Origin of the sequence: Achromobacter sp. K91 (assembly GCF_003576205.1) — a bacterium.
Taxonomy (GTDB): Bacteria; Pseudomonadota; Gammaproteobacteria; order Burkholderiales; family Burkholderiaceae_B; genus Achromobacter; species Achromobacter aegrifaciens.
Map to the genome: position 1 here is coordinate 65,279 of NZ_QWFB01000086.1, position 24,674 is coordinate 89,952.

Sequence of the window (24,674 nt, forward strand, 5' to 3'; positions counted from 1 at the left end):
AGTGATGCGCGGCCTGGGCTTCAGCGTACCGCGGCAGCCATCTGGCCGCCGCCCTTGGCGCCGACCACTTTACCGTCCGCGTACACCGTGGCGCCGCGCACCAGCGTGTGCACCGGCTTGCCCTTGAGGCGGCGGCCGGCATAGGGGCTCCAGCCCACCAGGCTGAGCACGTCCTCGTCACGCACCTCGTATTCCGTCTCCAGATCGACCAGCACCAGATCGGCGTCCAGGCCCGCGCGGATTTCACCCTTGCTGCGCAGTCGGAACAATTCCGCGGGCTTGGCCGAACATGCCTCGGCCACGCGCTCCAGGCTGATCTTGCCTTCCTGGGCCGCCGTCAGGAACATGCTCAGGTAGAACTGCGTCGATGGCGTGCCGGTATGGGCTTTCCAGCCATCGGTCCAGCCCACTTCCTTTTCTTCGCGCGTGTGCGGCGCATGGTCGGTGGCGATGATGTCGATCGTTCCGTCGTTCAGGCCTTCCCACAAGCCGGGCACGTTCTTCTCCGGCACCCAGTACGACAGCGCATACGAGCCCAGGCGCTGGATGGCCGACCATTCGCAACCCAGGAACAGGGCCCAGGGATTGATTTCGCAGGTGACCTTCTGGCCTGCCGCCTTGGCCTCGCGGATGAGCTGCACGCTGCCGGCGGTCTGGGTGTGCAGGATGTGCAGGTGGCAGCCGGCCGCCTTCTGCAGCCGCAGCAGCGTGGCAATGGCGGTTTCCCAGATCACGCCATCGTGGGCGGCGTAGGCGCGCGCATAGGCGAGAGCGTCGCGTTCGCCCCGGTCCCAGTAGGTCTGTTCGATCACGTCCATCAGGGCCTGGTCGTGGGGATGCACCATCAAGGGCACGTCCAGTTCGGCGCAGCGCTGCATGATGCGCAGCAGCTTGCCGTGATCATGCACGCCGATGCCGGGCATGTGCGGGTAGTCTCGGCCCGTGTCCACCACCATGAAGATCTTGAACGCGGCGATACCCGTGGCGGTCATGGCTTCCATTTCCGACTCTATCGTCGGCGCCGGGTTGAAGTTCCAGTCGACCACGGCATCGCTGCGGTAGATGGCGAACTGCTTTTCCAGCAGGTCCAGCGAGTTGGGCGGCGGATTGACGTTGGGCATGCCCACGCTGGTGGTAACGCCGCCAGCGGCGCATTGCTGCGTGGCGGTGAGGATGGTGTCCTTGTACTCGAACCCCTTCTGCGAGCCCTGGCGGTGGTGCGAGTGCATGTCGATCGCGCCCGGCAATACGGCCAGGCCGCTGGCGTCGATGACGTTGCGCGCCTCGGGTTCGCTGCCTGCCTCGTACAAGCCGGCGATCTTGCCGTCGCGGATGCCGATAGAGGCGCGCACCTGTCCCTGGGGAGTGACCACCAGGCCGTTCTTGATCAAAGTGTCCATGCTGTTTTCCTTGTGATGGGGAATGCCGAAACGATCAGGCCGCGCGGGCGGCAGGCGGGAGGGCGCGCTCGCGCACCGTGTCCCAGACCTGCATGACGTAGTCCTTGCTCAGGCCTTTGGTAATGAAAACCATGCGGGATTGCCGGTCCGCGTCCGGCCATTGCGGCAACTCGACAGGCGGATGGAACAGGCGCTGCACCGCTTGCAGCACGATGGGCCGTTCGTGGCCGGCTATGTGCAGGATGCCCTTGACGCGCAGCAGCTCGTCGGGATGCGCCATGACCAGCGCATCCAGCCAGGCGCTGACCTGGGACCAGTGCAGGGGGGCGGCGAAGTCCAGGCAGAAGCTGTCGATGCGCGCATGGTCATGCGCATGCGTGTGTTCATGGTGGTGCCCATGCCCATGCCCGTCCGCGTAGGGCGCGGCATTGAGCCATTGCCGCGCCTGCTCCGGGCGCACATCCACGTCATAGACGTCGGGTCCGTCCAGCACGGCGGCGTCCGGCCGGGCGGCGGGGTCGCAGACCAGGCGCGTGGCGCCGGGGTTGACTTGCGCAAGCGTGTCCACAAGCGCCGCGCCGCGCGCGCCCGGCAGGTCGGTCTTGGTGACGATCAAGGCATCGGCCACAGCCACCTGCTTGATGGCTTCCGGGTGTGCCGCCAGGGTGCCTGGCCCGTTGACGGCATCCACCACGGTCAGCACGCGGTTCAGGCGAAACGAGCGCGCCACCGGAAACGTCATCAAGGCCTGGATGACCGGCACCACGTCGGCCATGCCCGTGGTCTCGATCAGGACGCGGTCGAAGGCCGGAATCTGGCCAGCGCTGCGCTTGGCGCGCAAATCGCGCAGCGTCTCGACCAGATCGCCCTGCACGGTGCAGCACAGGCATCCCGTGCTCAGTTCGATGGTGTTGTCGTTACTGCTGGCGATCAGCGCGTGATCGATGCCGATCTCGCCAAACTCGTTGACGATGACCGCCGCATCGGCCAGCGCCGGATCGCGCAGCCAGTGATTCAGCAGAGTGGTCTTGCCGCTGCCCAGGAAGCCCGTCAGCAAGGTGACCGGGATGCGTGTTTCGGAGGTTCCATCGATTGCCATGATGCGCCTTTGCAAAAAACATTAAATTCGCAATCATTGCGATTAAATGGATTTTTGCATCCACTTGACGCTTTGGCAAGCCCCCCGCGATTTCGCGCCACAGCCTCGGGGCAGAGGGAGGGATGACGCTGCTAGAATCGCGGAGAAATTAAATTTCGCAATGGATGCGAAATTGCGGGCCGTAAAGGCGCAACAACAAAGAGAGGGCGACGTGGCGGGTGAAATCAGGACGCGCAACCGGATACTGCACATCCTGCAGCTCTATGACAGGAGCGCCGCATGGTCGGTGGAGGAAATCGCCGTTGAAATGGATGTGTCCGTCAGCTCGGCCTATCGCGACGTGCAGGAACTGGTGCGCGCGGATTTCCTGACCCCGGTGATGGGCGCGCGCTACGTGCTGGGGCCCACGTTTGCCCATTTCGACCTGCTGATGCGCCATGGCGACCCCTTGCTCAAGGTGGCGGAGCCGCTGATGCGGCGGCTGGTGGAGGCCACCACGCCCTCGTCGGCCTCGGTGCTCACGCGCAGCTACCAGGACAAGGTCATGTGCATCCACCAGGAAATCGGCGATCCGGCCGCGCGCGTGGGCCGCTACGAACGCGGCGCCACCATGCCGATGTTCCGCGGCGCCACCTCCAAAGTCATCCTGGCGCACCAGAGCCGCCGCGCCCTGGAGCGCATGTACCTGGCCCACGAAGAGGAAGTGCGCGCCATTTCGCACTGGAAGAGCCTGAAGGACCTGTGCCTGGAACTCGATGCCATCCGCGAGGCGGGCGTCGCCGTCAGCGATTCCGAGATCACGCCGGGGACCATAGGCATTGCAGCGCCGATTTTTCTGGAGCAACGCGTGGTGGCCGGGCTGAGCCTGATCGTGCGCGCCGAGCATTGCCGTCTCGAGCCGTTCCGCGCGGCGGTCATCGAGGCCGCCGGCCAGATCAGCAGCCAGTTGGCCGAGGTGGAAGGCGCCTGGGTGGCGCGCGCCTGAGCGCCAGCACAAGACTTCGCAATCGAGTCGCGCCCGTGGTCTGGCGCAAAGAAAAAGCCCCTTGATCAGATCAAGGGGCTTTATTCATCATGGGCCGCGAGCCTTACTTCACTTGGCCGCATCCACCATGTACTGCACCGCTGCGCGGATGTCGTCTTCCGAGGCGTTGGCCGCGCCGCCCTTCGGGGGCATCGGCGGCTTGCCTTGCATGGCGACCTTCACCATGGCGTCCATGCCGGTCTTGATGTAGGGCTCCCAGGCGGCCTTGTCGCCGAACTTGGGGGCGTTGGCCACGCCGGTGGCATGGCAGGCGAAACAGACGCTCTTGTACAGCTTTTCGCCAGCCGGATTGACTGCCGCTGCTTGCGGCGCGGCGGCTTGGGCTGCCGGAGCGGGAGCGGGAGCAGGCGTGGCGGCGGCCGGTGCCGGAGCTGCCGCAGCGGGGGCGGCAGCGGCGGGCGCTGCAGGCGCTGCGGCGGGAGCGGCAGCGGCTTCCTTCTTGTCGCCTTCCGCGGCCGGAGCGGCGGGTTCGGGCAGCGAAGCGCCCGACTTGTTGGCCATGTACACCACGGCGCGCGCGACTTCGTAGTCGGACAGCGTGGGGTTGCCACCCTTGGCGGGCATGCCGCCCTTGCCGTGCAGGGCCACGTTCATCATGGCGTCGTAGCCCGCGGTGATGAAGGGCGCCCAGGCGGCGTTATCGCCCACCTTGGGTGCGCCAGCCACGCCGGCGGTATGACAGGCCGTACAGACGGCGGCGAAGACCTGTTCGCCGGTCTTGAAGACCTTGGGGGCATTTGCATCGACCAGCTGGAAACCCGCGACCGGGGCAATGCGCTTGGCGACAGCTTCTTGGGACAGCGTGTCCGAACCCGCTCCTGTTTTGTTGCCCGACACCACCATGTTCACCAATAGGATGATGATGGCGATCGGGATCACGAAAGACAGGACGATCGTGACGATCAGTTGCTTCGGGGTCTTGATGGGGGAGGAGTGCTCTTCTATGTGTTCCTGCTCGTTGCTCATGACCAAATCCTGCTAACGGGTACCGGGGGCGCCTGGCGGCGGCAACAGAAAATCAGTACTGCACAAGTCGGCGGCATGAAGAGCCCGCCTTGCAAGCAAACGCTGGATTATATAACGGTGTCATAGACACGAGTCCAATGCAACCGACGGGGTTTTCGCTGAGTTTGCCGGAAGATTTGATCCCGTTCATGCAGTTCAGCGAAAACTGGGTACAATACCGCCTCCTTGCGCTGCGCCCGTAGTTCAATGGATAGAATGAGAGTTTCCGAAGCTCTTGATACAGGTTCGATTCCTGTCGGGCGCGCCACCAAATCCAAGACTAAGGAATGGCTTGGGTCCGCACTGGGCCTGAATGTGGCTGTTCCGATTCCGGTTCAGAAGGCCTGATTGGCCTCGCCCGAAGATGCCGCGCAGCAAGCCGCCGCATCGTGTCTCTCCCCTGGCTGATTTGCGATCTTGTCGATCCACTTCGAGTAGCGCTCGAAGAGCATCTTGACGTCTTGCGCCCATCTGCGTGGACGGATGCTTCAGGATATGCCACTTCAAGAACTGCGGTAGACACGAGGCTTGTCGCAGAAGGTTTTGGCTGACATATTGCATGTCCAGCAGCCGTTCAAGGCCAATCATGATGCAGAACCCTCCGCATCCGGGTGAAATTCTCCGGAACGATGTAATTGTTCCCTTGGGGCTATCGGTGACCGAGGCTGCCGACAGGCTGGCCATGTCGCGCGTGGCGCTTTCACGAGTTCTCAACGGCAAGGCGGGCATCAGCCCGGATCTTGCCGTCCGTCTGGAGCATGCCGGGGCCAGTACTGCCCAGGCTTGGGTCGCAATGCAGGCTAACTATGATCTGTGGCAGGCGCTACAGCATGAGCAGCCGCCCGTTAGGCCGTTGACTTCGACAGCAGCCGCGCAGTGATCCTGTCAATTTGATCGCCAAACAGGCCAGCCTCCTGCCGTCTCAGGTAGTAGTCTGCACATGCAGCCGGCTGGACTTGCAGCGGTGCAAGGCGCGGTAGTGCTCCAGCGCCCGCCCGTTGGCGCCATAGGCGATGGACTCGATGCGCAGCAAGGGTTCGGGATCTTTCATGCCCAGCAATTCGCAGGTCTGGGCGTCCGGTTGCACCGCGTCTATCCAACGTTCCGCGCGCACGATGCGCAGGCCGTACTGTCTGCGCAGCACGTCGTAGAGCGAACGGTTTTCCAGGCGGGTGCGGTGCAGGCCCGGCACCAGGTCCGCGGGCACGGCCGTTTCCACCAGCAACTGCAGTTCGCCGTCGACGCTGCGCAACCGCTTGAGCGCCACGACCTGGCTGTCTTCGGTCAGCCCTAGCGAACTGGCTTCGTGCGCCGTGGGGGCGCGGAGTTCCTGCAGCAGCACCTGGGTGCGTACCGTGCGGCCCTTGCGCTCCATTTCGTCCGAAAAGCCCAGCACGGTGGACACGAAGTCTTCGTCGCGCTCGCGCGCCGACACGAAGGCGCCCTGGCCGCGGATCTTGTAGATCAGGCCGTTGCGGACCAGGTCCGCCAGCGCTTCGCGCACGACGATGCGCGAAATGCCATATTGCTCGCCGAACTCGGCCTCGGTGGGCAGCTTGTCGCCCACGGCCAGTTCGCCTTGCAGGATCTTGCCGCGCACCACGTCGCGGAACTGTGTCCAGAGCGGGGCGCCGGCGCTGCGGTCCAATATGGCTTCGGTGGAGATGGGGCTGCTCATGTCGTCAAAGAGTTTGAAATCGAACCTGTAGCCAAGGCGGAATCGGCGGGCTCTGCCCAGGGCGCCTCGTCTGGAGGAAGTTGAACACAGTGCCGGTCCCGCAGCGTCGCGGTGCAGGCTCGTAACTCGTCTTGCCGGCGCGCCGGGCTCCAGCCCAGCTCGGCTGCGGCGATATCCGCCAGTTCCGCAAGCAGTGCCGGCGTGACATGGCCGCGAATGGCCAGCAAGGTGCGCCGGATCGCCAGGTCGGCCAGGTGCTGCACAGACGTTTCGCGGCACAGATAGCGGATCTCGGCCGTTGAATGATCTGGCGCGTGGCGCAAGGGCTTATCGCCCGCCGCGGCGAAATCCGCCGCCACGACGCCCGCCCGCGCACCATAGCGCATGAACAGTTCGGCGACGCGCCCGCGGTCCAGCGCGGTGGCGGCCTGAATGCTGTCCAGAAAGCGTTGCCGTCCCGCCGCATCGGCGGGCATGCCCGCGCCTCCACCGATCGCCACCTGCTCGGTCGACTGCCGCCGCGCGCGGCCCAGTTGCTGCAGCACCGCGTCGGCCGCCAGTTGCGCCAGCGAACGGAACGTCGTCCATTTTCCGCCGACCAGGCACACCATCGGCACCTCGCGGCGCGAGTTGGGCGGGTCGATCACCACCGCGTGGTCGCGCGATATCTGCCCGGGTTTGTCGGCATCCGACTGGGCCAGCGGCCTGACGCCCACGTAAGTGTAGACCACGTCCTTCCGGCTGAAGTCCAGGCGGGGAAACACCTCATGCAGTACATCGAGCAGGTAGTCGATCTCCGCCGGTTCGGTCGCGGCGAGGTCGGGATCATCCACCGGAATGTCGGTGGATCCCACCAGCACCCGGTCCAGGAACGGGTAGACGATGCACACCCGGCCGTCGGACGCCTCGAAGTACGCCATGCGTCCCTGGAGCGCGGTGCGCAGTGCGGGGTGATCCAGGATCAGGTGTGATCCTTTGGTGCCCATGACGCGCGAGCCGTCGCCTTCCAGGGCGCCAGCCGCGCGGTCCAGCCAGGCGCCCGTTGCGTTGACCACCGTGTCGGCAGTCACTTGCACGGATTCGCCGGTCAGCGCATCGCGCAGGGTAATGGCGCGGCCCTGGCAAGCCGTCACGCTGCAATAGTTCGACGCGACCGAGGCCGGGTGGCCGCGATGCGCATCGTCGATCAGCTCCAGCACCAGCCATTCCGGATGCCGTATCCAGGCGTCGTAATACGTGGCCGTCCAGCGCACCGCCGCGCCGAACAGCGCGCTGTCCGCCGCCGGCAGGCGCTCGATGCGATGTTCGGGCATGACGCGCTGGTTGCGGCCCAGCTTGTCATAGAGGCGCAAGCCCAGTCCCACCACGCACAGTCCCCGCGCGCCAGGCGAGGCGTTCAGGCCGGCAAAGCGCAGCATGCTGCCCCAAAGTCCGCCGAAGCGGCTGGATAGCGGCACCACGGTTTCCAGCGGCTGCACCAGATGCGCCGCATTGCGCAGCAGCAGATTGCGTTCGCGCGTGGCCTCCGCCACCAGGGAAAATGATCCGCTTTCCAGGTAGCGCAAGCCGCCGTGGATCATGCGCGATGGCGCGCTGCTGGCGCCGGCGGCCACATCGTCCTTGTCCACGATCAGGCAATCCACGCCCTGCAGCGACAGGTCGCGGAACACGCCAGCCCCGTTGATGCCCGCGCCTACGATCACCGTCGAAAAATGGCGTCCCGCCAACGAAGCCGGGCGCATGAAAGCGGATGTGCGAGGAGTCATCGCGCGGATCCCGCAAGATGGCCGAAAGCCGGGGCCATGCTGTCCACCAGGCCATGGAAGCTGGCGTAGAAATCGGCGTGCGCCTGCGCTTCGGTGGCCAAGGGTTCGACCCGTTCGCATGGGGCGGGCAGCAAGTCGGCGCCGCCAGGGTTCTGCGACAGCGCGGCATACAGCGCAGCGCCGCGCGCGCCGGTTTCGTCGTCGCCGCAGCGTTCCACGGCGTGGCCCAGAAAGCCCGCCAGCAGGCGCGCCAAACGCAAGTCCCGGGCGCCGCCGCCCAGCGCGGCGACCTTGTCTGGCACGCCCAGTCCAAGCGCCGCCAGGCGCTTCAGGTGCCGCGCGTGCAGCGCTACCACGGCGTCCACCACGGCACGCGCCATGTGCGCGCGGGTGTGATGGCCTTGCAGGCCGACGTAACCCGCGCAGGCTCCCGCCGGCCAGCTGCCGCCATTGATGAAGGGCAGAAAACGCAGACCGTCGGCGCCCAGGGGCACGCCCATCGCGCAATCCACCGCCGCGGCCGCATCCTGGAACTGCAAGGTGCGCGCCAGCCAGGCCACGTTCGCCATCGATGAGGGGCTGTTTTCCAGATAAAGCCTGCGGTCCGGATCGCCGAAGCTGACGATGGCGCCCACCTCCGGCTTCGGTTCGCGGGCCGGCGCCACCACGGCATTCACGCACCAGGTGCCGAGCACGGCCACGGCGTGCCCCTGGCGCTCCGCGTTCACCGCCTTCAGCGAGGCGAGCAGATCGATTGCGCCGAGCGCCACGGGCAGGCCGGCGGGCAAACCGAAAGCGGCCGCCTGGGCCGGCCGCAGCCGGCCGATCACGGCGCCGCTGGGCGCGATGGGCGCCAGCGCCGTGGCGGACAGGCCGGACAGGCCGGCGGCCTCGAAAGCCATCGTGGACCAAGTCCCCGTGTTGAGCGACAGCAGGCCGGCCGTGCTGGCGTCGCTGGCGTCCGTGACGATTTCGCCGGTCAACAGGAATCCCAGATAGTCCTTGGCGAACGCCAGGTGGCGGATGCGGCGGAGTTGAGCGGCGTCCGCGCCGTAGAGTTCTGCAGCGATCAGCGACGACTGTCCTGACCACGGCCGGCAGCCGACTTCGTCATACAGTGCGTCCCCCATGTTGCGGCCCAGCGCCCGGGCGCGCGCGGCGGCGCGCTGGTCAGTCGATGCCACCGCGCGGCCTTCCAGCAATTGGCCGCTTGCATCCAGCGCATACAGGCCGGCGCCATGGCCGGTGCAGCACAGCGCGCGCAGGTCGGCCAAGCGCGGACCCAACTGGGTTGCCACGCCTTGCAAGGCCCGCGCCAGCGCCGTCTGGATGGCGCCCGCGGGCAGTTCACAACCGCCTTGCGCCAGTTGCCGATAGGGCAGCGCGCCGCCCGATGCGGCCAGTGTGGTCCCGCTCCCGGCCTCGAAGGCAACTGCCTTCAAGCCCGTGGAGCCCATGTCTATGCCCAGGTAGATGTCTGTTTTCATGTCATAACATTGTCTACAGATATTTTCCGCAGAATAGCAGTGTTTCCCCTAGTAATCTAAAAAATCCGGCTGCAATATAGTTCGTCGATGTCATAACAACGATTCGACCAAAGCAAGGTTGAACAACAGGCACCGAGGGCTGCAGGGTTCTTGGAACGATGCGAAAAAAGGAGCGGAACATGAGACGAGATTTCTTGAAGACCGTAGCGGCGGCGGGCGCCGGCCTGGCGAGCGTCAACGCCTTTGCGCAGAACACCCCGCAAGCCCCCGGGCTGCGCGGCAACGCCAACGACGTCTACGTGATGAACGTGATGGTGTCCGGGGTGGAGTACTGGTTCCCTGTCTACGAAATGATGAAGCAGCTGGGCCATTCGCTCGGCGTGCGCACCCGCTATTCGGGCACGCCCGAGTACGACGTCAACAAGCAACTGGCCTCGTTCGAGCAGGAACTGGCGCGCAAGCCGGCCGGCATCCTGCTGCATCCCATGAACCCCGACCCCTTCATCGAACCCATCAACCGCGCCGCGGCCATGGGCATCCCGGTGGTGACCTTTGCGGCCGACTCGCCCAATTCCAAGCGCGTGTCCTTTGTCACGTCCGACAACGACCGCGAAGGCGCGCAGGCCGCCGACGCCATCGCGGCCTCGCTCAATGGCAAGGGCGAATACGCGGTGCTGGAAAACCCCGGCCAGGACAACCATGACCGCCGCGTCGCCGCCTTCATCAACCGCATGAAGACCCAGCATCCCGGCATGAAGCTGGTGGGCCGCGCGGCCAGCAACCAGGATCCGAACAAGGCCTACCAGGCCACGCTGAGCCTGGCGCAGGCCAACCCCGGCCTGGGCGCCCTGTTCATGCCTGAAGCCAACTCGGCGCTGGGCGCGGCGCAGGCCTCCATCGAGACCAAGAAGAACATCAAGGTCCTGTGCTGCGACGTGAACGCCAAGATCCTGGACATGATCAAGTCGGGCGAGGTCTTCGGCTCCGTCAACCCGAACCAGGGCGTGCAGGGCTATATGGGCATGATGCTGCTGTTCCTGGCGCGCAACCAGCAACTGATCGACCCGATGAATGACGCCAAGCGCAACGGCACCAACCCCATGGCCGTGCCGTTCCTGGACAACGGCCTGTCCATCGTCAGCAAGGCGAACGCCGACGACTTCTATTGGGACAAGTACCTGGCGCGTCGCGGCACCAAGGGCATCAACGAATGAAGGCGCCCGCAGCGCTGCTGGAACTGCAGGGCATCAGCAAGCAGTTCGGCGCGTCCAAAGCCCTGGCCGACGTGCGCTTCACGCTGCGCCGGGGCGAAATCCATGCCTTGTGCGGCGAGAACGGCGCTGGCAAGTCGACGCTGATGAAGATCATCGACGGCATCCACCAGCCCGACAGCGGCGACATCTACCTGGAAGGCGAGCGCGTGGTCATCAACGGGCCGGCCCATGCGATGCGCCTGGGCATCGGCCTGGTGCACCAGGAAATCTCGCTATGCGGCGATGCGACCGTGGCCGAGAACATCTTCATGCCCATGATCAGCGCGGGTGCACAGGCCTGGATGGACTATGCCGGCCTGCAAGAGCGCGCTGCGGCCGTGCTGCGGCGGCTGGGCCAGGACATCGACCCGGGCCTGCGGGTGGATGCGCTGGGCATATCGAGCCAGCAGCTGGTCGAGATTGCCCGCGCCTTGACGCTGGACTGCAAGGTGCTGATCCTGGACGAACCCACCGCAGCGTTGACGGAAGTGGAGTCCGTGGCGCTGTTCCGCGTCCTGCATGACCTCAAGGCCCAGGGCATCGGCATCGTCTACATCAGCCACCGCATGGCAGAGATCTTCGAGCACTGCGACCGCGTTACGGTACTGCGCGACGGCCGCGATGTGCACAGCGGCGATATTGCGGCGCTTTCTCCGGATGCGCTGGTGCGCTGCATGGTGGGGCGCGATCTGGGCAATTACTACCCGCCCCGGCAGGCGGCTGGCGATGCGCCGGCCGAGACCCTGCTGGAAGTGGAGGACCTTGCCGACGGCGCCGCAGTCCACGGCATTTCGTTCACGCTGCGCCGAGGCGAAATCCTGGGCATCTCCGGCCTGATGGGCGCGGGCCGCAGCGAACTGGCCGAAACCGTGTGCGGCCTGCGGCGCGCGCGGCGAGGCGCCGTGCGGCTGCGCGGCCAGCCCCTGCGGCTGCGCCGCTATGCCGACGCCCTGCGCCATGGTATTGCCTACCTGAGCGAAGACCGCAAGGCAGCCGGCCTGTTCCTGGACATGCCTATCGAACAGAACGTGTCTTCGATGGCGCTGCGCCGCATCAGCTCGCGCTTCGGCCTGCTCAAACGCACGGCGGAACGCAGCCTGGCCGTCGAGCTGGGCGCCCGGCTCAGGCTCAAGTCGGACGGCGTGGCGATCGACGCCAGCTGCCTGTCGGGCGGCAACCAGCAGAAGGTGGCCATCGCCAAACTGCTGGCGACCCGCCCTTCGGTGCTGCTGATGGACGAACCGACGCGCGGCGTGGACGTCGGCGCCAAATCCGAGATCCATCACCTGCTGCGCGACCTGGCCAACCAGGGCGTGGGCGTGGTGGTGATCTCGTCCGAGCTGCCGGAAATCATCGGCCTGTGCGACCGGGCCTTGGTGATACGCAATGGCAGGCTCGCCGGAGAGCTTGCGGCCAGCGAAATGACGGAAGAAAAATTGCTGCGGCTGGCCTCCGGCCTGTCCGCCGAGGAGGCGACATGACGAGCGACCTGAAAACCCAACCGGCGGCGCAAGCAGTCCTGATGCCTCCGGCCACCGGCCTGCCGACGGGGGCCCGCCCGGGACGCCGGCTGGGCAGCTTCCGCGAAGCGGGGCTGCTGCTGATCATTGCCGCGCTGTGCGCCGTCATGAGCTTCGCGTCGCCGCATTTCCTGACCTGGGAAAACGTGCGCGCCATGCTGCTGTCGTTTTCCATCGAAGGCATCGTGGTGGTCGGCATGACCATACTGGTCATCGTCGGCGGCATCGACTTGTCGGTGGGCTCGGTGGTCTGCCTGGCCATGGTCATCACCGGCAAGCTCTTCCTGATGGGACTGGACCCATGGACCGCCAGCCTGGCCGCGATCGCCGTCTGCACGATGGTGGGCGCGCTCATCGGCGGCTGCGTCACCCGCATCGGCCTCAGCCATTTCATCGCGTCGCTGGCGTTCATGGTGATCGTGCGCGGCCTGTGCCTGGCCATCACCCAGGGCACGCCGCAATCGCTGTTCTCCTTGCCGCCGCAGTTCAAGTTCATCGGGCAGGGATCCATCGCGGGCATACCCGCCGTCATCCTGATCTTCGCCGCCATCGTCGTCATCAGCGATTTCGCGTTGCGCCGCGCCGCTCTGTTGCGCAAGGTGTTCTACACCGGCAGCAATGAAAAGGCGGCGCTCTATGCCGGCATCCGCACCGGCCGCGTGAAGTTCTGGGTCACTGTGCTGTGCTCGACCTTGGCCGGCGTCGCAGGGGTGGTCTACACGGCCCGCTTCGGCGCTGCCACGCCCAACTTCGGCGTGGGCATGGAGCTCAACGTCATCGCGGCGGTGGTGATCGGGGGCGCCAGTCTCAAGGGCGGCTCGGGCACCGTGCTGGGCGCGGTGCTGGGCTTGGCCTTGCTGTCGGTCGTCACCAGCTCGCTCATCCTGCTGGACGTGTCGCCCTACTGGCAAGACGTCGTCAAGGGGCTGATCCTGCTGGCCGCGGTCACCGTCGACCATCTCATGAACGTCAAAAAGGTTTCACGATGAAGACAACAACACTGGGCGCGTCCGGCATCGCCTGCGAATCCGTCGGCCTGGGCACCTGGGCCATGGGCGGCTGGATGTGGGGGGGCGGGGACGATGCGGCTGCCGTTGCCGCCATCCAGGCGTCCCTGGACGCGGGCGTGCGGCTTATCGATACCGCGCCTGCCTATGGCCTGGGGCACGCCGAAAGCCTGGTCGGCCAGGCGCTCAAGGGGCGCCGCCAGCAGGCCGTCATCGCCACCAAGTGCGGGCTGGTCTGGCATACACGCCAAGGCGAGCATTTCTTCGACGAGGAAGGCCAGGCCGTGCACCGCCACCTGGGCCGCGCTTCCATCTTCCACGAAGTAGAGCAAAGCCTGGCGCGGCTGCAGACGGACTACATCGACCTCTACATCACGCATTGGCAGGACGCCGGCACGCCCGTCGCCGAGACCATGGACGCCTTGCTGGATCTGAAGCGGCACGGCAAGATCCGCGCCATCGGCGTCAGCAACGTGGATCCCGGCACTTTGGCCGAATACCTGCGCCATGGCCCGGTGGACGCCATTCAGGAACGCTACAGCCTGATCGACCGCGAGATCGAAGCCACGCTGATGCCGCTATGCCGCCGCCACAACGTCGGCATCCTCGGGTATTCCTCGTTGGCGCTCGGCCTGCTGGCCGGACCCATCGATCCGGGGCGCCGCTTTACCGGCGACGACCAGCGCGCCGACAACCCCCGTTTCAGCGTCGCTAATCGCAGCCGGCTGCAAGGCTTCTTCGCGGAACTGGAACCGCTGTGCCAGCGGCTGGACTGCTCGGCTTCGCAACTGATGATCGCCTGGACCACGCGCCCAGGCGGGGTCACCGTGGCGCTATGCGGCGCCCGCACGCCGCAGCAGGCCAGGCAGAACGCCGGCGCTGCCGCGCTGGAACTTACGCCTGAAGACATTGCCGCCATCGACCTGGCAGCCGGGCGTCATCTGCAAACACTGGATTGAACAAGGAATCCCCATGCTGCACAGAAAAGAAGCGCGCCTGAACCGCCTGCTGAACGGCGGCCGCTGCCTGGACATCGCCGTCGACCACGGCGTCTGCAATGAACCCAGCTTCCTGTCCGGACTGGAGGACATGCCGGCCGTGATGGAACAACTGGCCGCCGCGCGCCCCGACGCCATCCAGCTGAACTATGGCCAGGCCGACCTGCTCCAGCAACGCCCCGGCCGCGACAAACCCGCGCTGGTCATGCGGCTGGACATGGGCAATCCCTACAACGCCACGACCCACCGCGTCATGTGGGCCGTGCTGCAGAACGAGCAGGACCCGGTGCTGCCTGCGGTCCAGATGGACGCGGCCTGCGTGGTGGTCAACCTGTTCATGCTGCCGGACGAGCCCGACCTGTTCCGCCAGTGCGTCGCCAACATCGCGCGGGTACGCGCGGACTGCGACCGCTATGGCATGCCGCTGATGATCGAACCCCTGGTCATGGCGCCGCATTCCGCGCGCGGCGGCTATATGGTCGATGGCGACGCGGAGAAGATCGTCACGCTGGTCAGGCTGGCGCGCGAAATGGGCGCCGACATCGTCAAGGCCGACCCCACGACCGCCACGCGCGATTTCCACCGCGTGGTGCAGGCGGCGCGCTGCCCGGTGCTGGTGCGCGGCGGCGGCCGGGAGGACCTGCGGCAGGTCTTCGAGCGGTCGCGCGAGTTGCTCGATGAAGGGGCGGTGGGGCTGGTGTATGGCCGCAATGTCTACCAACACGCCGATCCGTCATCGGTGGTGCGGGCGCTGATGGCCATGATCCATGATGACGCCAGCGCCGGACAGGCATGGGACATCTACGAGGCAGGCGGCCGACAGGATGCAAGGCTCATCGGCCGAAGTTCCTGACACCTCAGCCAGATCCTAATGCTCTTCCTTCGCATGGTTGATCGTGTATTTGGGGATGGCGACGGTAAGGTCCTCTTCCGCGACGATCGCCTGGCAGCTCAGGCGGGATTGGGCTTCCAGCCCCCAGGCGCGGTCGAGCAGGTCGTCCTCGGACTCGTTCGCTTCGTTCAAGGATTCGAAACCCTTGCGCACGATGCAGTGGCAGGTGGTGCAGGCGGCGCTCATGTCGCATGCATGTTCTATTTCAATGCCGTTGGCCAGCAGGGCCTCGCAAATTGTGGTGCCAGCCCGCACCTCCAGCTCGGCGCCTTCGGGCGCAAGCTCGGCATGCGGGAGTACGGTGATTTTTGGCATATGGAATTCCTGTTCGTGGATGTCTCTCTGTTCAAGGGAAAGCGCAGTGGCGTGAGAGAAGCCTGGGGCTTACCACCGTTGGAATGTCAATGCCGAACGAAAATCGCGCAGCGCCTGCGGAAATCCGCACGATGGGTCTAAAATCCGCACACGTTTCGATCCGCCCCTGCGCAAGCGGCAGGTCCCTCGCACGTAACATCCCCACGCCATTGCAGCCAACCATCGGTCAGACTTCCGCTTCCACGCCGCCAAGTTCGTCCTATGCCGCCCGCATCCATCAGGTGCAGGTCGACGCATTGCGCCGAAGCTTTCCGTTCGCCCTGGCCGGGTCGCTGATCAGCGCCTGTTTTTCCGCATTCGCCTTGGTCGGCGTGCTGCCCCACCACGAGATCCTGCTGTGGCTGGGCGCCACGTTGGCCGTGGGCGTGCTGCGCTGGGCCGCCGTGGTGGCGTACGACCGCCATCGCGCCGACCCGTCAGCGGCGCAGCGCTGGGTGCGCCGCATGCTGGCCGGGAATCTGTGCTCCGGCATCCTGTGGGGACTGCCCCTGGCCTACTGGACGTTTTTCGTCCCGCTGGAGTACCAGCTGTTCTTCATCGTCATCCTGTTCGGACTGGGTACGGGCGCCATCTATTCGAACTACATGATGCTGCCGGTGATGTACGCGTTCGAAGTGCCGGCTTTCGCGCCGATGTTCATCGCGCTGGCGGCGCAGCCTTCCGCCATCCATCTGGCGCTGGTGACGGGCGGCCTGGCATATCTGGTCGCGACCCTGGCGTTCATCCATCGCATGAACCGCACCCACCTGGACGCGTTGCGGCTGGGTTATGAAAACCTGGCGCTGCTGGAACAGGTGCGCCAGGAGAAGATAGCGGCCGAACGCAGCGATCTGGAGAAGTCCCGCTTTCTTGCTGCGGCCAGCCACGACCTGCGCCAGCCCGTGCATGCGGTGAACTTGTTCCTGGGCTTGCTGGCGAACGAACCCCTGTCCCGGCACGGGCGCTATCTGGTCGACAACATCACCAGCGCGCTGTCGGCGATGGGCCATCTGTTCGACGCGCTGTTGAATCTGTCGCGGCTGGACGCCGGCGTCATCGAACCTCGTTTCGAGACGTTCAGGATGCAGCCGCTGCTGGACCAGCTCAAGGCCGAATACGCGCCGCAGGCCAGCGAGAAGGGGATACGGCTGCGGGTGCGCGCGTGCGCGGCCAGCGTGCGTTCGGATCCCGTGCTGCTGGAGCGCATGCTGCGCAATCTGATCAGCAATGCCATCGTGCACTCCGACGGCGGCCGCGTCCTGGTGGGCTGCCGCAGGCGCGGAAGCCGATTGCGCATCGAGGTCTGGGACAACGGCCCGGGGATTCCCAAGGCCGAGCAGGAGCGCGTCTTCTGGGAGTTCCATCAACTGGCCAATCCCGAGCGCGACCGCAGCAAGGGCCTGGGCTTGGGCCTGGCCATCGTGCGCCGCACCGCCAGGCTGCTGGCCCACGAACTGGCGCTGCGCTCGGAAGAAGGCCGCAGCACGGTGTTCGCGGTCACGGCGCCGCTGTCGGATCCGGCCGCGGCAGGCCTTTCGATCACGGATGCCAATGTGGGACTGCCCCGGGCGCCTGCAAGTGAAGACAGCCTGCGCGGCAAGCTGGCGCTGCTGGTGGACGACGACGCGCAGAACCTGGCGGGCCTGTCGATGCTGTTCGAAAGCTGGGGCTGCCGCGTCATCGCCGCGACCAGCGGCAATGCGCTGTTCGAGCGCGTGCTGCCGCTGGCCGAAACGCCGGCCCTGATCGTCACGGATTACCGGCTGCGCGAACACGAGACCGGCATTCACGTAATCGAAAGGCTGCGCGAGGAATACAACGATCCCGATCTGCCTGCCTTGCTGGTCAGCGGCGATACCGATCCGGCGCGCCTGACCGAGGCCGCCGCGCGCGGCGTGCCGCTCTTGCACAAGCCCGTGCAAGTCCAGGCTTTGCGCGAGCACGTGACGGGCCTGCTGCATGCCAGGGAAGCAGCGCCCCTTCCCGGAGATGCCGAATGACGGCAGTGTTATTGGTCGACGACCACGCCATGTTCCGCGAAGCGCTGGTGATGGCGCTGGGCCAGGGCGTGGCCGGCCTGGAGATCCATCCCGCGGCCAGCGGCCAGGAAGCGCTGGAGATACTGGATCGGCATACGGCGATCCAGCACGTCATCATGGATTTCTACCTGCCCGACATGGCTGGCGCCGACTTGCTCAAACGCTTGCGTCAGCGCCGGTCGAAGTTGCGCATCCTGGTGCTGTCGGCCTCGCAAGATCCCGAGGACATGCGCCGGGCGCTGGAGGCCGGCGCGCAGGGCTTCCTGAACAAGTCCGCCAGCTGCCAGGAGCTGGCCGCCGCGCTGGAAGCGGTCAACGAGGCGGCGCCGCCGCAGCGCCGCGCGCTGTCCGCAGGCGACCAGGACGAAGCAGCCTTGCTGCGCGCGCTGACGCCTCGCCAGGTCGAGGTGCTATGCCTGATGTGCGACGGACTGCGCAACAAGGAAATCTCGGAACGGCTGAACATGACCGAGAAGACCGTCAAGACGCATGTGTCGGCCATTCTGGGCACCCTGGGCGTGCTCAATCGTACGCAGGCGACGCTAGTGGCGCGGCGCGGCGGCGTGTTCGGGAAGCCGGCATAGGCGGCTGCCCGCTGTCGCTGGCCACCTTGCCGGCTACCAGCGAGATCTCGCGTCCGGCCGTCGCAATCGTGTCGGGGCGATGCGCCACGATCACGCGCGTCATGTCGAGCCTGGCGATTGCCGTGTTGACGATCCGTTCGCGTTCGAGGTCCAGATGGCTGGTAGCCTCGTCCAGGAACAGGATGGCGGGTTGCTTGTACAGCGCCCGCGCCAGCAGCACCCGCTGTTTCTGGCCGCCAGACAGCACCGTGCCCATGTCTCCCACCAGCGTGTTGTACCCCATGGGCATGGCGCAGATGTCGTCGTGGATGGCGGCGATCTCGGCGCAGTGGCTGGCGCGGTCAGGGTCGTATTGGGAATCGAAGAAGCTGATGTTCTCGCCGATGGACCCGGCGAACAGGACGTCGTCCTGCATCACCGTGCCGGCGATGCGCCGCAGGGAGGCCGCACCCGCTCCGCGCGCTGGCACGCCATCGATGAGCACTTCGCCGTCGGTCGGCGCAAGAATGCCCAGCAGGATGTTGATCAAGGTGGTCTTGCCGCCACCGGAAGGACCGGTGATCGCGACCGATTCGCCAGCCTCGATTCTGAAGCTGACGTCGTCCAGCACGTACGGTTCCTGCGGTCCATACCGGAAGCGCAGATTGCGGACTTCTATTACCGGTGAGCGTGCGTGCTCCTCCTGCACGGGCAATCTTTCGTCGGTCGGCTCGGGTGTTTCGCGCACGATGTCGGCCAGGCGTTCGCCTTGCAACCGCAACATCTTCACCTCCACCAGCTTGTCCAGCAGCGCCGCCACGCGCTGGTCGAAGAGGGTCTTGTAGACGATGAACGCGAGCAGCGCGCCCACTGTGAACTGGCCGTCCAGCACCAGTCTTGCGCCCAGCCACAGTATCCCGATGGAGGACAGGCCGAACAGCAGGCCGTTGAACGTGCGGAAGAACAGCGTCCACTTCTGTACGCGCAGATCCGCGTTGATCTCGTTGACCAGCAGCGACAACCAGCGGGAACGCCGGTCGTCCTGATGCTGGTACAGCTTGATCGCCTTGACGCCTCGCACGGTTTCCAGGAAATGCGATTGCTCCTTCGCGGCGTGTACGATGCGCTCCTCTGTCGCGTAGTGCAGCGGTGCATAGCCGAACCAGCGGGCCAGTCCGTACAACGCCATGGCGCCCACCGCGATCCATGCCAGGGGCGGGCTGTACAGGAACATCAGCACCAGCGTGATCAGCATGACCAGGCCGTCCAGCACCGCCTCCAGAAATGAGGTCGTCACGGTGCGCTGTATGGCGTCGATGGCGCCGAAGCGCGACACCACGTCGCCCAAATGCCGCTTCTCGAAATACGCCACTGGCAGGCGTAGCAGATGCGTGAAGACGTTGGTGCGCCATTGCAGGTTCAGCGTCGTACCCATGACCATCAGCATCCAGCTGCGCGCCACCGAAGTCAGCTGCTTCATGATCATCAGCAGTCCGAAGGCCAGCGCCAGCGTGGTCAGCAGGTCGCGGTCGCCGGTGTTCAGCACGTGGTCCACCACCCATTGCAGGAAGAACGGCTGGACCACGGTGAGGATTTCCAGCGCCAGTGCCAGCAGCAGCACTTGCGAGAACGCGCCGCCCAGGCCGGAAACCCTGCCGGTCAACTCGCGCAGCCGCACGCGCCTGTTGTCCCGGGCTTCCTGGAAATCGGGCGTGGGCCAGAGTTCCAGCGCGACGCCGGTGAAAGACGCGGACAGCTCGCCGATGGAGCATTTGCGGGTTCCAGACGCGGGGTCGATCAGCGTGGCCGAGCGCCCGTTGATGGCGGTCAGCACCACGAAGTGATTGAATTCCCAGTGCAGGATGCAGGGCAGCTTCAGTTTGCCCAAGGCGCCCAGGCTGACCTTGACTGGCCGCGACGCCAGCCCCAACTGGCTGGCGACGTGGATCAAGGTGGCCAGCGTCGCGCCCTTGAGCGACACTGGAAAGCGGCCGCGCAGGGTGGCCAGGCTTTGCTCATGGCCGTGATAGCCCGCGATCATGCCCACGCAGGCCAGGCCGCATTCGGCGGCTTCGGTCTGCAGCAGCCTGGGCACGCGCCGTTTGACCCCCAGCGTCAGGCGTTCGAGCATGTTCATAGTTTCCCCGACAGGCGGTAGGCGGGGTCGAACGCCCACTGGTACAGGCGGCGCGTCTGCTGCAGGATGTCCGCCTCCAGCCGCATGCCGGGCCGCAGCGTCAGCGTTTGGCCCTGCGGTCCGCGGGCGGGCGTATCCAGCGCCACCGTGATCCGGTACAGGTCCTCGTGGGGGGCGCCGTTGGCGGCGGCTTCATTCAGTTGCCATTCGGGCAGGGCGCTGCGCGTCACCGTCTGCACGACGCCGGCCTGCTGTCCGAAGGTTTGATACGGATACGCCGCAAAGCGCATGAGCACCCTGTCGCCGGGCGCGACGAAGCCCACCGCGCGGCTAGGCGTTAGTAGTTCGGCCTGTAGCCGGGCGCCGTCGGGCACGATGGTGGCGAGCGGCCGCTTGTTGTCCACGGTCTGGCCCGCGGCGGCGGTTACGGCGGTGGCGACGCCAGCCTGGGGCGCGGTGATGACGACGCGTCGCTTGGCCTCGCTGCGGCTGAGCTCCACGGCAATGTCGGCCATGTCCCGGTCCAGCTGGGCCAGCTGGTTCTGTTGCCGTAACGCCAGGTCTGCCAGCGCGGCCTGGCGGTTGGACAGGTCCATGGCCAGGCCGATGCGGTCGCGCAGGAGCGCTTGCAGCTGATTGCGCTGTTCCAGCAGTTCGGCGCGTTTCTGGTCGGCCTCCTCGGCGGACAGATAGCCTTTTTCCATCAGGCCGTGATAGCGGCGGGCGCTGTCTTCGGCCAACTTGACGCGGGCGCGCTGTCCCTCGATCTGGCTGTCCATTGCGGCCAGCTGCGCCTTCAGGCTGGCGATCGCCGCGGCCTGGTTGTCATGTTCGCCCTGCTGCAGCAATAGCGTCTTCTGGCGCGCCAGCCGCAGGCTTTCCTCGCGTTGCCGGATCTGGCCGCTGATCGCCTCCTGGGTGTCACCCAAGGCGCTTTGCTGATCGCCGGAGACCACGTAGAGCACCTCGCCCGCCGCGACGTGCTGGCCTTCCTGGACCCGGCGCTCGAGCACGATGCCGGACTGTGGCACGTAAAGCTTGACCAGCCCGGTGTCGGGCGCCAGCTGGCCGCTCACGGTCGCGCGCTTGGTGTACGAGCCGAACGCAAGAAACAGGCAGACGGCCAGCACGAAGCCCGCCAGCACGGCGGTGACCAATGCGAACGACACGGGCCGGATCAGGACGATATCGCCCAGCCCGACGGAGCGTTGCGCGGCAAGCGCCTGTTTGCGATAGAGCGTCACGGCGTGGGAAGCAACCCAGGAAAACGTGGTGAGTAAAAGCCGGTCGGCATGAAAAAAAAGCCGCGGCGGGCGCGCCGCCGCGCCATGAAATCGGATGCCTTTCGGGGCATTCGTCCGATGCGGCCAGAATCCTTACTGACTACCGCGGCATGTAAAGCGTCTTGCCGCCGGGCCAGCCGTCTTTCTGGGGGGCAACGTTGATAATCGTACGGTTTGGCCCCCAGCCGCCACTGACCGCCTGGGTTTCCTCGGCGCTCAAGGGCTGGATCTGCTGTTCTGCGTCGTCCCGCTGATCGGGCTGTTCGACCTTTTCCATTTTTATCTCCTGCTGCATGCTGACGAAGGGAAACCGCGCCAGCGTCGGCCGAGCAAGCCCGGGAACGGATTCCGGCCGCGCCTGCACTGCAGACGGGAAGCCAGAGTCCCAAACATAGGCATGCTCCGGCCGGACAGTAGCAGTGCACTGGTGCGGACGCATCGGTCTTTAGTCGTAGATGGCGGCCCCTTGATAACGATTGCCGCTACCGCCGCCATGTGCTGGGCCAGAAGCCGGGAATGCCGCCTGCTGCATACCGGAAAGGGCCGCCGACGACGTCGGGGCGAGCGCCGCAAACATGCGGAGCAACCGCACATAGGAGAGGTCGCTATGAAGTTCACCAAGGAAACCAAGGCACGCGCGCAGGGCGACGCCATACTTTTCGAGCTGGAAACGGGGGGCGTTACCCGTCCCTTCGAAATATCCGGAGACGTGCTCCGGCGCCGGTTCGGCGCAAAGGATGACAGCGCTCCAGAGCTTCTGCAGGCGTTTGAAGGCGCTGCCGAGGCTTTGCGGGATGTCGCACACCGCGCACAGTGGGTGCCTTCCGAGGACCGGATCGAGCTCGGGGCCGGCGATTTCGAGGAGCGTTGAGGGAATCCGCCGCGGCAAGCGCCTTCGCTTTGCGGGAATGCTGCGTGCTGACACGGAAGTGTGCATGACACACATATGGCGGGCGGCACGCACGGCGTTCTTTGCGCCGCACAGCGCCGCTGCCGCGCCGCGGTGCGTAAAGGAGCAGCGATGAGTCCTACTGAAGAAACCCGCCCGCCGCAGGGCGAAAGAGGGGAAGCGCAGACGGTGCGCACGCCGCGGGGAAAGCGCGGCCCGTGGCAGCTGCTGGCGTTTTGGGCATTTGTCGTCGCTATCCTGTTCCTGGTCGGCGTGGTGTCCCGCTGGCTTCAATAGCAGGCTGGCCTTGCTGGAAGTTCCGCCTAGAGCCCGCCCGGGCGTTCGCCGACGCGTGCGCCCATCACCATCTCCGTCACCCAGTTGACCAGGATCGAGGTATACGCGCGTTGCGCCGGCTTTTCCGTCAGCGCGTGATCGGCGCCGTCGAGGATCCGGTGGGTCAATGAGTGCGAGCGACGAAAGGCCGAGCGGTAGCTCATGATGGTGGAGTGCGGGATGTAGATGTCTTCCTCCGCTTCCACCAGCAGTACGTCACCGGCGAACTCGGTGCAAGCCTTCAACGCACGGTTCTCCTCGGCCGGCACATAGGCGCTGCGGTAGGCGCGCAATGTCTCGCGGTTGAGCTGGTTCTTGGGCACCAGCCATTCGTCGTCGCGGTACAGGGCCGGCACATGCAGCGCCAGCCAGCGCACCCGGCGCAGGGTGCAGAGCAGGGCGGCCAGATAGCCGCCGTAGCTGCTGCCCACAACGGCGATCGAACCGGAGTCCAGCGAAGGGTGGAGCGACAATCTGTCGTAGGCCGCCACCACGTCGCGCAGATTGTCTTCACGGGTCACCCGTAGTTGCTGGGAGCGCGTGCCCGCGTGGCCGCGCAGGTCAAAAGTCAGGCAGACACAACCCAGCGCTGCGATGCCCTTGGCGCGGGACAGGTCGAAGTCCTGGCTGCCACCCCAGCCGTGGATGAACAGCACGCCGGGCACCTTGTCTTGTGGCGTGAGAAAGGTCGCCTCCAGCGATACGTCGTCCACCTCCAGGGCGGTCGGGGTGCTAAGCGCTGCCATCTTCGGCCTCCACGATGCCCCCGGACTTGCTGATTTGCCCGACGGCGCTGTCGACTCCGTGGAACACCAGGCGTTGCGCAATAGGCACGGGTTCGCCCGCGCCGTAACGTTCGCGGGTTTCGGCGCGCACTTCCTGCAATGCGGGCGACAGCGCGAAGGCCTGCATGGCGGCAAGTTCGGCCAGGCTGGCGCCGCCAGCGCGCCAGGACTGCTCCAGCACGCCGGCGCGTATGCTGCCATCCGCTGCGCGTCCGACCGCCACGTCATAGTTGCGCCGCGAGGCGATCAATTGCGGATAGGCTGCCCAGGCCGCCGCGTCATAGCGGCACGCCAGATCGATGGCGCGCCGCTCGTCCGCGTGAAGATCCAGGGCGCGCAGGGCGTCGAAGCCGCCGCGCGCCACGTGGAGTTCAGAACCGCCATATACCTGGCAGCCTTCGTTGTCGTTGGTCAGAGACTGCGTGCCGACGTAGGCGATTTCCATCTCGCCCACTTTCGACCAGCCTACGCTATAGGTTTCGACTTCCTCGAGGTCTTCTTCCAGCACCAGGCCCAGGCGCTCCGTCAAGCGCGGGGATTGCTCCGCCAGCGCGGCCCGCAGCCCTTGCTGGTCCTTGGCCACGATCTGTCCGCGCCCGGCGGTAGCATCCGTCGGCTTCACGCGCACCGCGCCGTGTTCGAGCAGGCGTAGTCCCGCGGCCAGGGCGTCGTCGTGGCAAAAGGCGGTATAGCCTTCCAGCACGGCGTCGCCCAGCATGTCCGCCAGCGTCACGGACCAGCCCGCGGGGCGGCGTGCCCGCGGCCCCACCAGGCCGTGGCTGATGGATTTGGTGGCCACGAACGCGTGCGGCGCCACGCCGCCGTAGAGGTCTGTCTCACTGAGGATGCCCAACACGGCGGCGCGTCTGGCGCCTATGATGGTGCGATCAGGCACGTAATAGGGAGCAGCCCCGCCGCAGTGGCGGCTGGGTCGGAAGCCGGGTGCGTAGCGCCTGCCCAGCAGCGCGGCGAGGCGGGCTGCCTGGGCGTCCAGCGAAGCTACTTCGTGTTCGGAGGCCTGAGCGCGCCGGGGGAAGGCCGCCACGATACCCTCCGAGCGGGGATCGGGTTTTGATGTCATGGCAGGCTGCCCAGCAAGCGCCGTGCCTGCTCGGGAATGCCGGTCCGCAAAGCTGGC

At 66.0% G+C, this 24,674-nt stretch carries 23 protein-coding genes and 1 tRNA gene; 12 read left to right on the top strand and 12 right to left on the bottom strand.

The window, feature by feature from the left end; all coding sequences use genetic code 11:
• Positions 1-20 precede the first annotated feature (20 nt).
• Complete coding sequence (locus DXK93_RS30995) at positions 21-1,454, bottom strand: dihydroorotase family protein (protein ID WP_255509607.1); 1,434 nt, start codon at positions 1,452-1,454, stop codon at positions 21-23.
• Complete coding sequence (locus DXK93_RS31000; RefSeq protein ID WP_119452138.1) at positions 1,435-2,499, bottom strand: GTP-binding protein; 1,065 nt, start codon at positions 2,497-2,499, stop codon at positions 1,435-1,437. Before DXK93_RS31000 ends, DXK93_RS30995 begins: the two co-directional genes overlap by 20 nt.
• Positions 2,500-2,659: 160 nt before the next feature.
• Here DXK93_RS31000 and DXK93_RS31005 point away from each other — a divergent pair, with 160 nt between their 5' ends.
• Positions 2,660-3,484: an IclR family transcriptional regulator gene (locus DXK93_RS31005; protein ID WP_054455132.1), complete on the top strand. Its 825-nt coding sequence runs from the start codon at positions 2,660-2,662 to the stop codon at positions 3,482-3,484.
• Positions 3,485-3,592: 108 nt separating this feature from the next.
• Here the strand turns inward: DXK93_RS31005 and DXK93_RS31010 are convergent, their stop codons facing one another.
• Positions 3,593-4,510, bottom strand: a complete 918-nt coding sequence (locus tag DXK93_RS31010) for a cytochrome c5 family protein (RefSeq protein ID WP_119452140.1) — start codon at positions 4,508-4,510, stop codon at positions 3,593-3,595.
• Between the two features lie 232 nt (positions 4,511-4,742).
• Between DXK93_RS31010 and DXK93_RS31015 the strand changes: the two genes are divergently transcribed.
• A tRNA-Arg gene (locus tag DXK93_RS31015) sits at positions 4,743-4,817 on the top strand.
• Between the two features lie 291 nt (positions 4,818-5,108).
• The gene (locus DXK93_RS31025) at positions 5,109-5,429 is read left to right on the top strand and encodes a HigA family addiction module antitoxin (protein ID WP_309568415.1); all 321 of its coding nucleotides are present in this window, start codon (positions 5,109-5,111) and stop codon (positions 5,427-5,429) included.
• Between the two features lie 42 nt (positions 5,430-5,471).
• On the opposite strand, the gene DXK93_RS31030 is transcribed toward DXK93_RS31025, so the two are convergent.
• Genes DXK93_RS31030 through DXK93_RS31040 form a run of 3 tightly spaced genes read right to left on the bottom strand, consistent with a single transcriptional unit; the run spans position 5,472 to position 9,480 of the window.
• Entirely contained in the window at positions 5,472-6,227 is a 756-nt protein-coding gene (locus tag DXK93_RS31030) for a GntR family transcriptional regulator (protein ID WP_119452142.1), read from the bottom strand.
• Complete coding sequence (locus DXK93_RS31035) at positions 6,224-7,993, bottom strand: glycerol-3-phosphate dehydrogenase/oxidase (RefSeq protein ID WP_119452143.1); 1,770 nt, start codon at positions 7,991-7,993, stop codon at positions 6,224-6,226. The genes DXK93_RS31030 and DXK93_RS31035 overlap by 4 nt, the downstream gene beginning before the upstream one ends.
• Positions 7,990-9,480: an FGGY family carbohydrate kinase gene (locus DXK93_RS31040; RefSeq protein WP_119452144.1), complete on the bottom strand. Its 1,491-nt coding sequence runs from the start codon at positions 9,478-9,480 to the stop codon at positions 7,990-7,992. The genes DXK93_RS31035 and DXK93_RS31040 overlap by 4 nt, the downstream gene beginning before the upstream one ends.
• A gap of 179 nt (positions 9,481-9,659) precedes the next feature.
• On the opposite strand from DXK93_RS31040, the gene DXK93_RS31045 reads away from it, so the two are divergent.
• Genes DXK93_RS31045 through DXK93_RS31065 form a run of 5 tightly spaced genes read left to right on the top strand, consistent with a single transcriptional unit; the run spans position 9,660 to position 15,111 of the window.
• Positions 9,660-10,694 (top strand): substrate-binding domain-containing protein, encoded by a 1,035-nt coding sequence (locus DXK93_RS31045; RefSeq protein WP_054455120.1) that lies wholly within the window; start codon positions 9,660-9,662, stop codon positions 10,692-10,694.
• Entirely contained in the window at positions 10,691-12,214 is a 1,524-nt protein-coding gene (locus DXK93_RS31050; RefSeq protein ID WP_119452145.1) for a sugar ABC transporter ATP-binding protein, read from the top strand. The genes DXK93_RS31045 and DXK93_RS31050 overlap by 4 nt, the downstream gene beginning before the upstream one ends.
• A 41-nt stretch (positions 12,215-12,255) precedes the next feature.
• Positions 12,256-13,242 (top strand): ABC transporter permease, encoded by a 987-nt coding sequence (locus tag DXK93_RS31055; RefSeq protein WP_119452204.1) that lies wholly within the window; start codon positions 12,256-12,258, stop codon positions 13,240-13,242.
• Positions 13,239-14,219 (top strand): aldo/keto reductase, encoded by a 981-nt coding sequence (locus DXK93_RS31060; protein ID WP_119452146.1) that lies wholly within the window; start codon positions 13,239-13,241, stop codon positions 14,217-14,219. The genes DXK93_RS31055 and DXK93_RS31060 overlap by 4 nt, the downstream gene beginning before the upstream one ends.
• A 13-nt stretch (positions 14,220-14,232) precedes the next feature.
• The gene (locus DXK93_RS31065; RefSeq protein WP_054455113.1) at positions 14,233-15,111 is read left to right on the top strand and encodes a class I fructose-bisphosphate aldolase; all 879 of its coding nucleotides are present in this window, start codon (positions 14,233-14,235) and stop codon (positions 15,109-15,111) included.
• A gap of 15 nt (positions 15,112-15,126) precedes the next feature.
• On the opposite strand, the gene fdx is transcribed toward DXK93_RS31065, so the two are convergent.
• Positions 15,127-15,465: an ISC system 2Fe-2S type ferredoxin gene (gene fdx / locus DXK93_RS31070; RefSeq protein ID WP_054455112.1), complete on the bottom strand. Its 339-nt coding sequence runs from the start codon at positions 15,463-15,465 to the stop codon at positions 15,127-15,129.
• A 209-nt stretch (positions 15,466-15,674) separates the two neighbouring features.
• Here fdx and DXK93_RS31075 point away from each other — a divergent pair, with 209 nt between their 5' ends.
• Positions 15,675-17,504, top strand: a complete 1,830-nt coding sequence (locus DXK93_RS31075) for a hybrid sensor histidine kinase/response regulator (RefSeq protein WP_054455100.1) — start codon at positions 15,675-15,677, stop codon at positions 17,502-17,504.
• Complete coding sequence (locus tag DXK93_RS31080; protein WP_054455098.1) at positions 17,501-18,127, top strand: response regulator transcription factor; 627 nt, start codon at positions 17,501-17,503, stop codon at positions 18,125-18,127. The genes DXK93_RS31075 and DXK93_RS31080 overlap by 4 nt, the downstream gene beginning before the upstream one ends.
• Here the strand turns inward: DXK93_RS31080 and DXK93_RS31085 are convergent.
• From DXK93_RS31085 to DXK93_RS32060, 3 genes are all read right to left on the bottom strand, one after another.
• A complete protein-coding gene (locus tag DXK93_RS31085; RefSeq protein WP_233564656.1) occupies positions 18,066-20,243 on the bottom strand; it encodes a peptidase domain-containing ABC transporter in 2,178 nt (725 codons plus the stop codon). The genes DXK93_RS31080 and DXK93_RS31085 overlap by 62 nt on opposite strands.
• Positions 20,240-21,487, bottom strand: a complete 1,248-nt coding sequence (locus tag DXK93_RS31090; protein ID WP_119452147.1) for an HlyD family secretion protein — start codon at positions 21,485-21,487, stop codon at positions 20,240-20,242. Before DXK93_RS31090 ends, DXK93_RS31085 begins: the two co-directional genes overlap by 4 nt.
• A 139-nt stretch (positions 21,488-21,626) precedes the next feature.
• Positions 21,627-21,803 (bottom strand): hypothetical protein, encoded by a 177-nt coding sequence (locus tag DXK93_RS32060; protein WP_158598598.1) that lies wholly within the window; start codon positions 21,801-21,803, stop codon positions 21,627-21,629.
• A 330-nt stretch (positions 21,804-22,133) separates the two neighbouring features.
• Here DXK93_RS32060 and DXK93_RS31095 point away from each other — a divergent pair, with 330 nt between their 5' ends.
• Both DXK93_RS31095 and DXK93_RS32065 read left to right on the top strand, forming a co-directional pair.
• A complete protein-coding gene (locus DXK93_RS31095; RefSeq protein ID WP_119452148.1) occupies positions 22,134-22,397 on the top strand; it encodes a DUF1488 family protein in 264 nt (87 codons plus the stop codon).
• A gap of 150 nt (positions 22,398-22,547) precedes the next feature.
• On the top strand, positions 22,548-22,712 hold the full coding sequence (locus DXK93_RS32065) for a hypothetical protein (RefSeq protein ID WP_158598599.1): 165 nt from the start codon (positions 22,548-22,550) through the stop codon (positions 22,710-22,712).
• Between the two features lie 26 nt (positions 22,713-22,738).
• Here DXK93_RS32065 and DXK93_RS31100 read toward each other — a convergent pair whose 3' ends face one another.
• Both DXK93_RS31100 and DXK93_RS31105 read right to left on the bottom strand, forming a co-directional pair.
• Positions 22,739-23,497 carry a S9 family peptidase gene (locus DXK93_RS31100; RefSeq protein ID WP_119452149.1) on the bottom strand — a complete coding sequence of 253 codons (759 nt, stop codon included), beginning with the start codon at positions 23,495-23,497 and terminating at the stop codon, positions 22,739-22,741.
• Positions 23,484-24,617: a DUF3182 family protein gene (locus tag DXK93_RS31105; RefSeq protein ID WP_119452150.1), complete on the bottom strand. Its 1,134-nt coding sequence runs from the start codon at positions 24,615-24,617 to the stop codon at positions 23,484-23,486. The genes DXK93_RS31100 and DXK93_RS31105 overlap by 14 nt, the downstream gene beginning before the upstream one ends.
• Between the last annotated feature and the right edge of the window lie 57 nt (positions 24,618-24,674).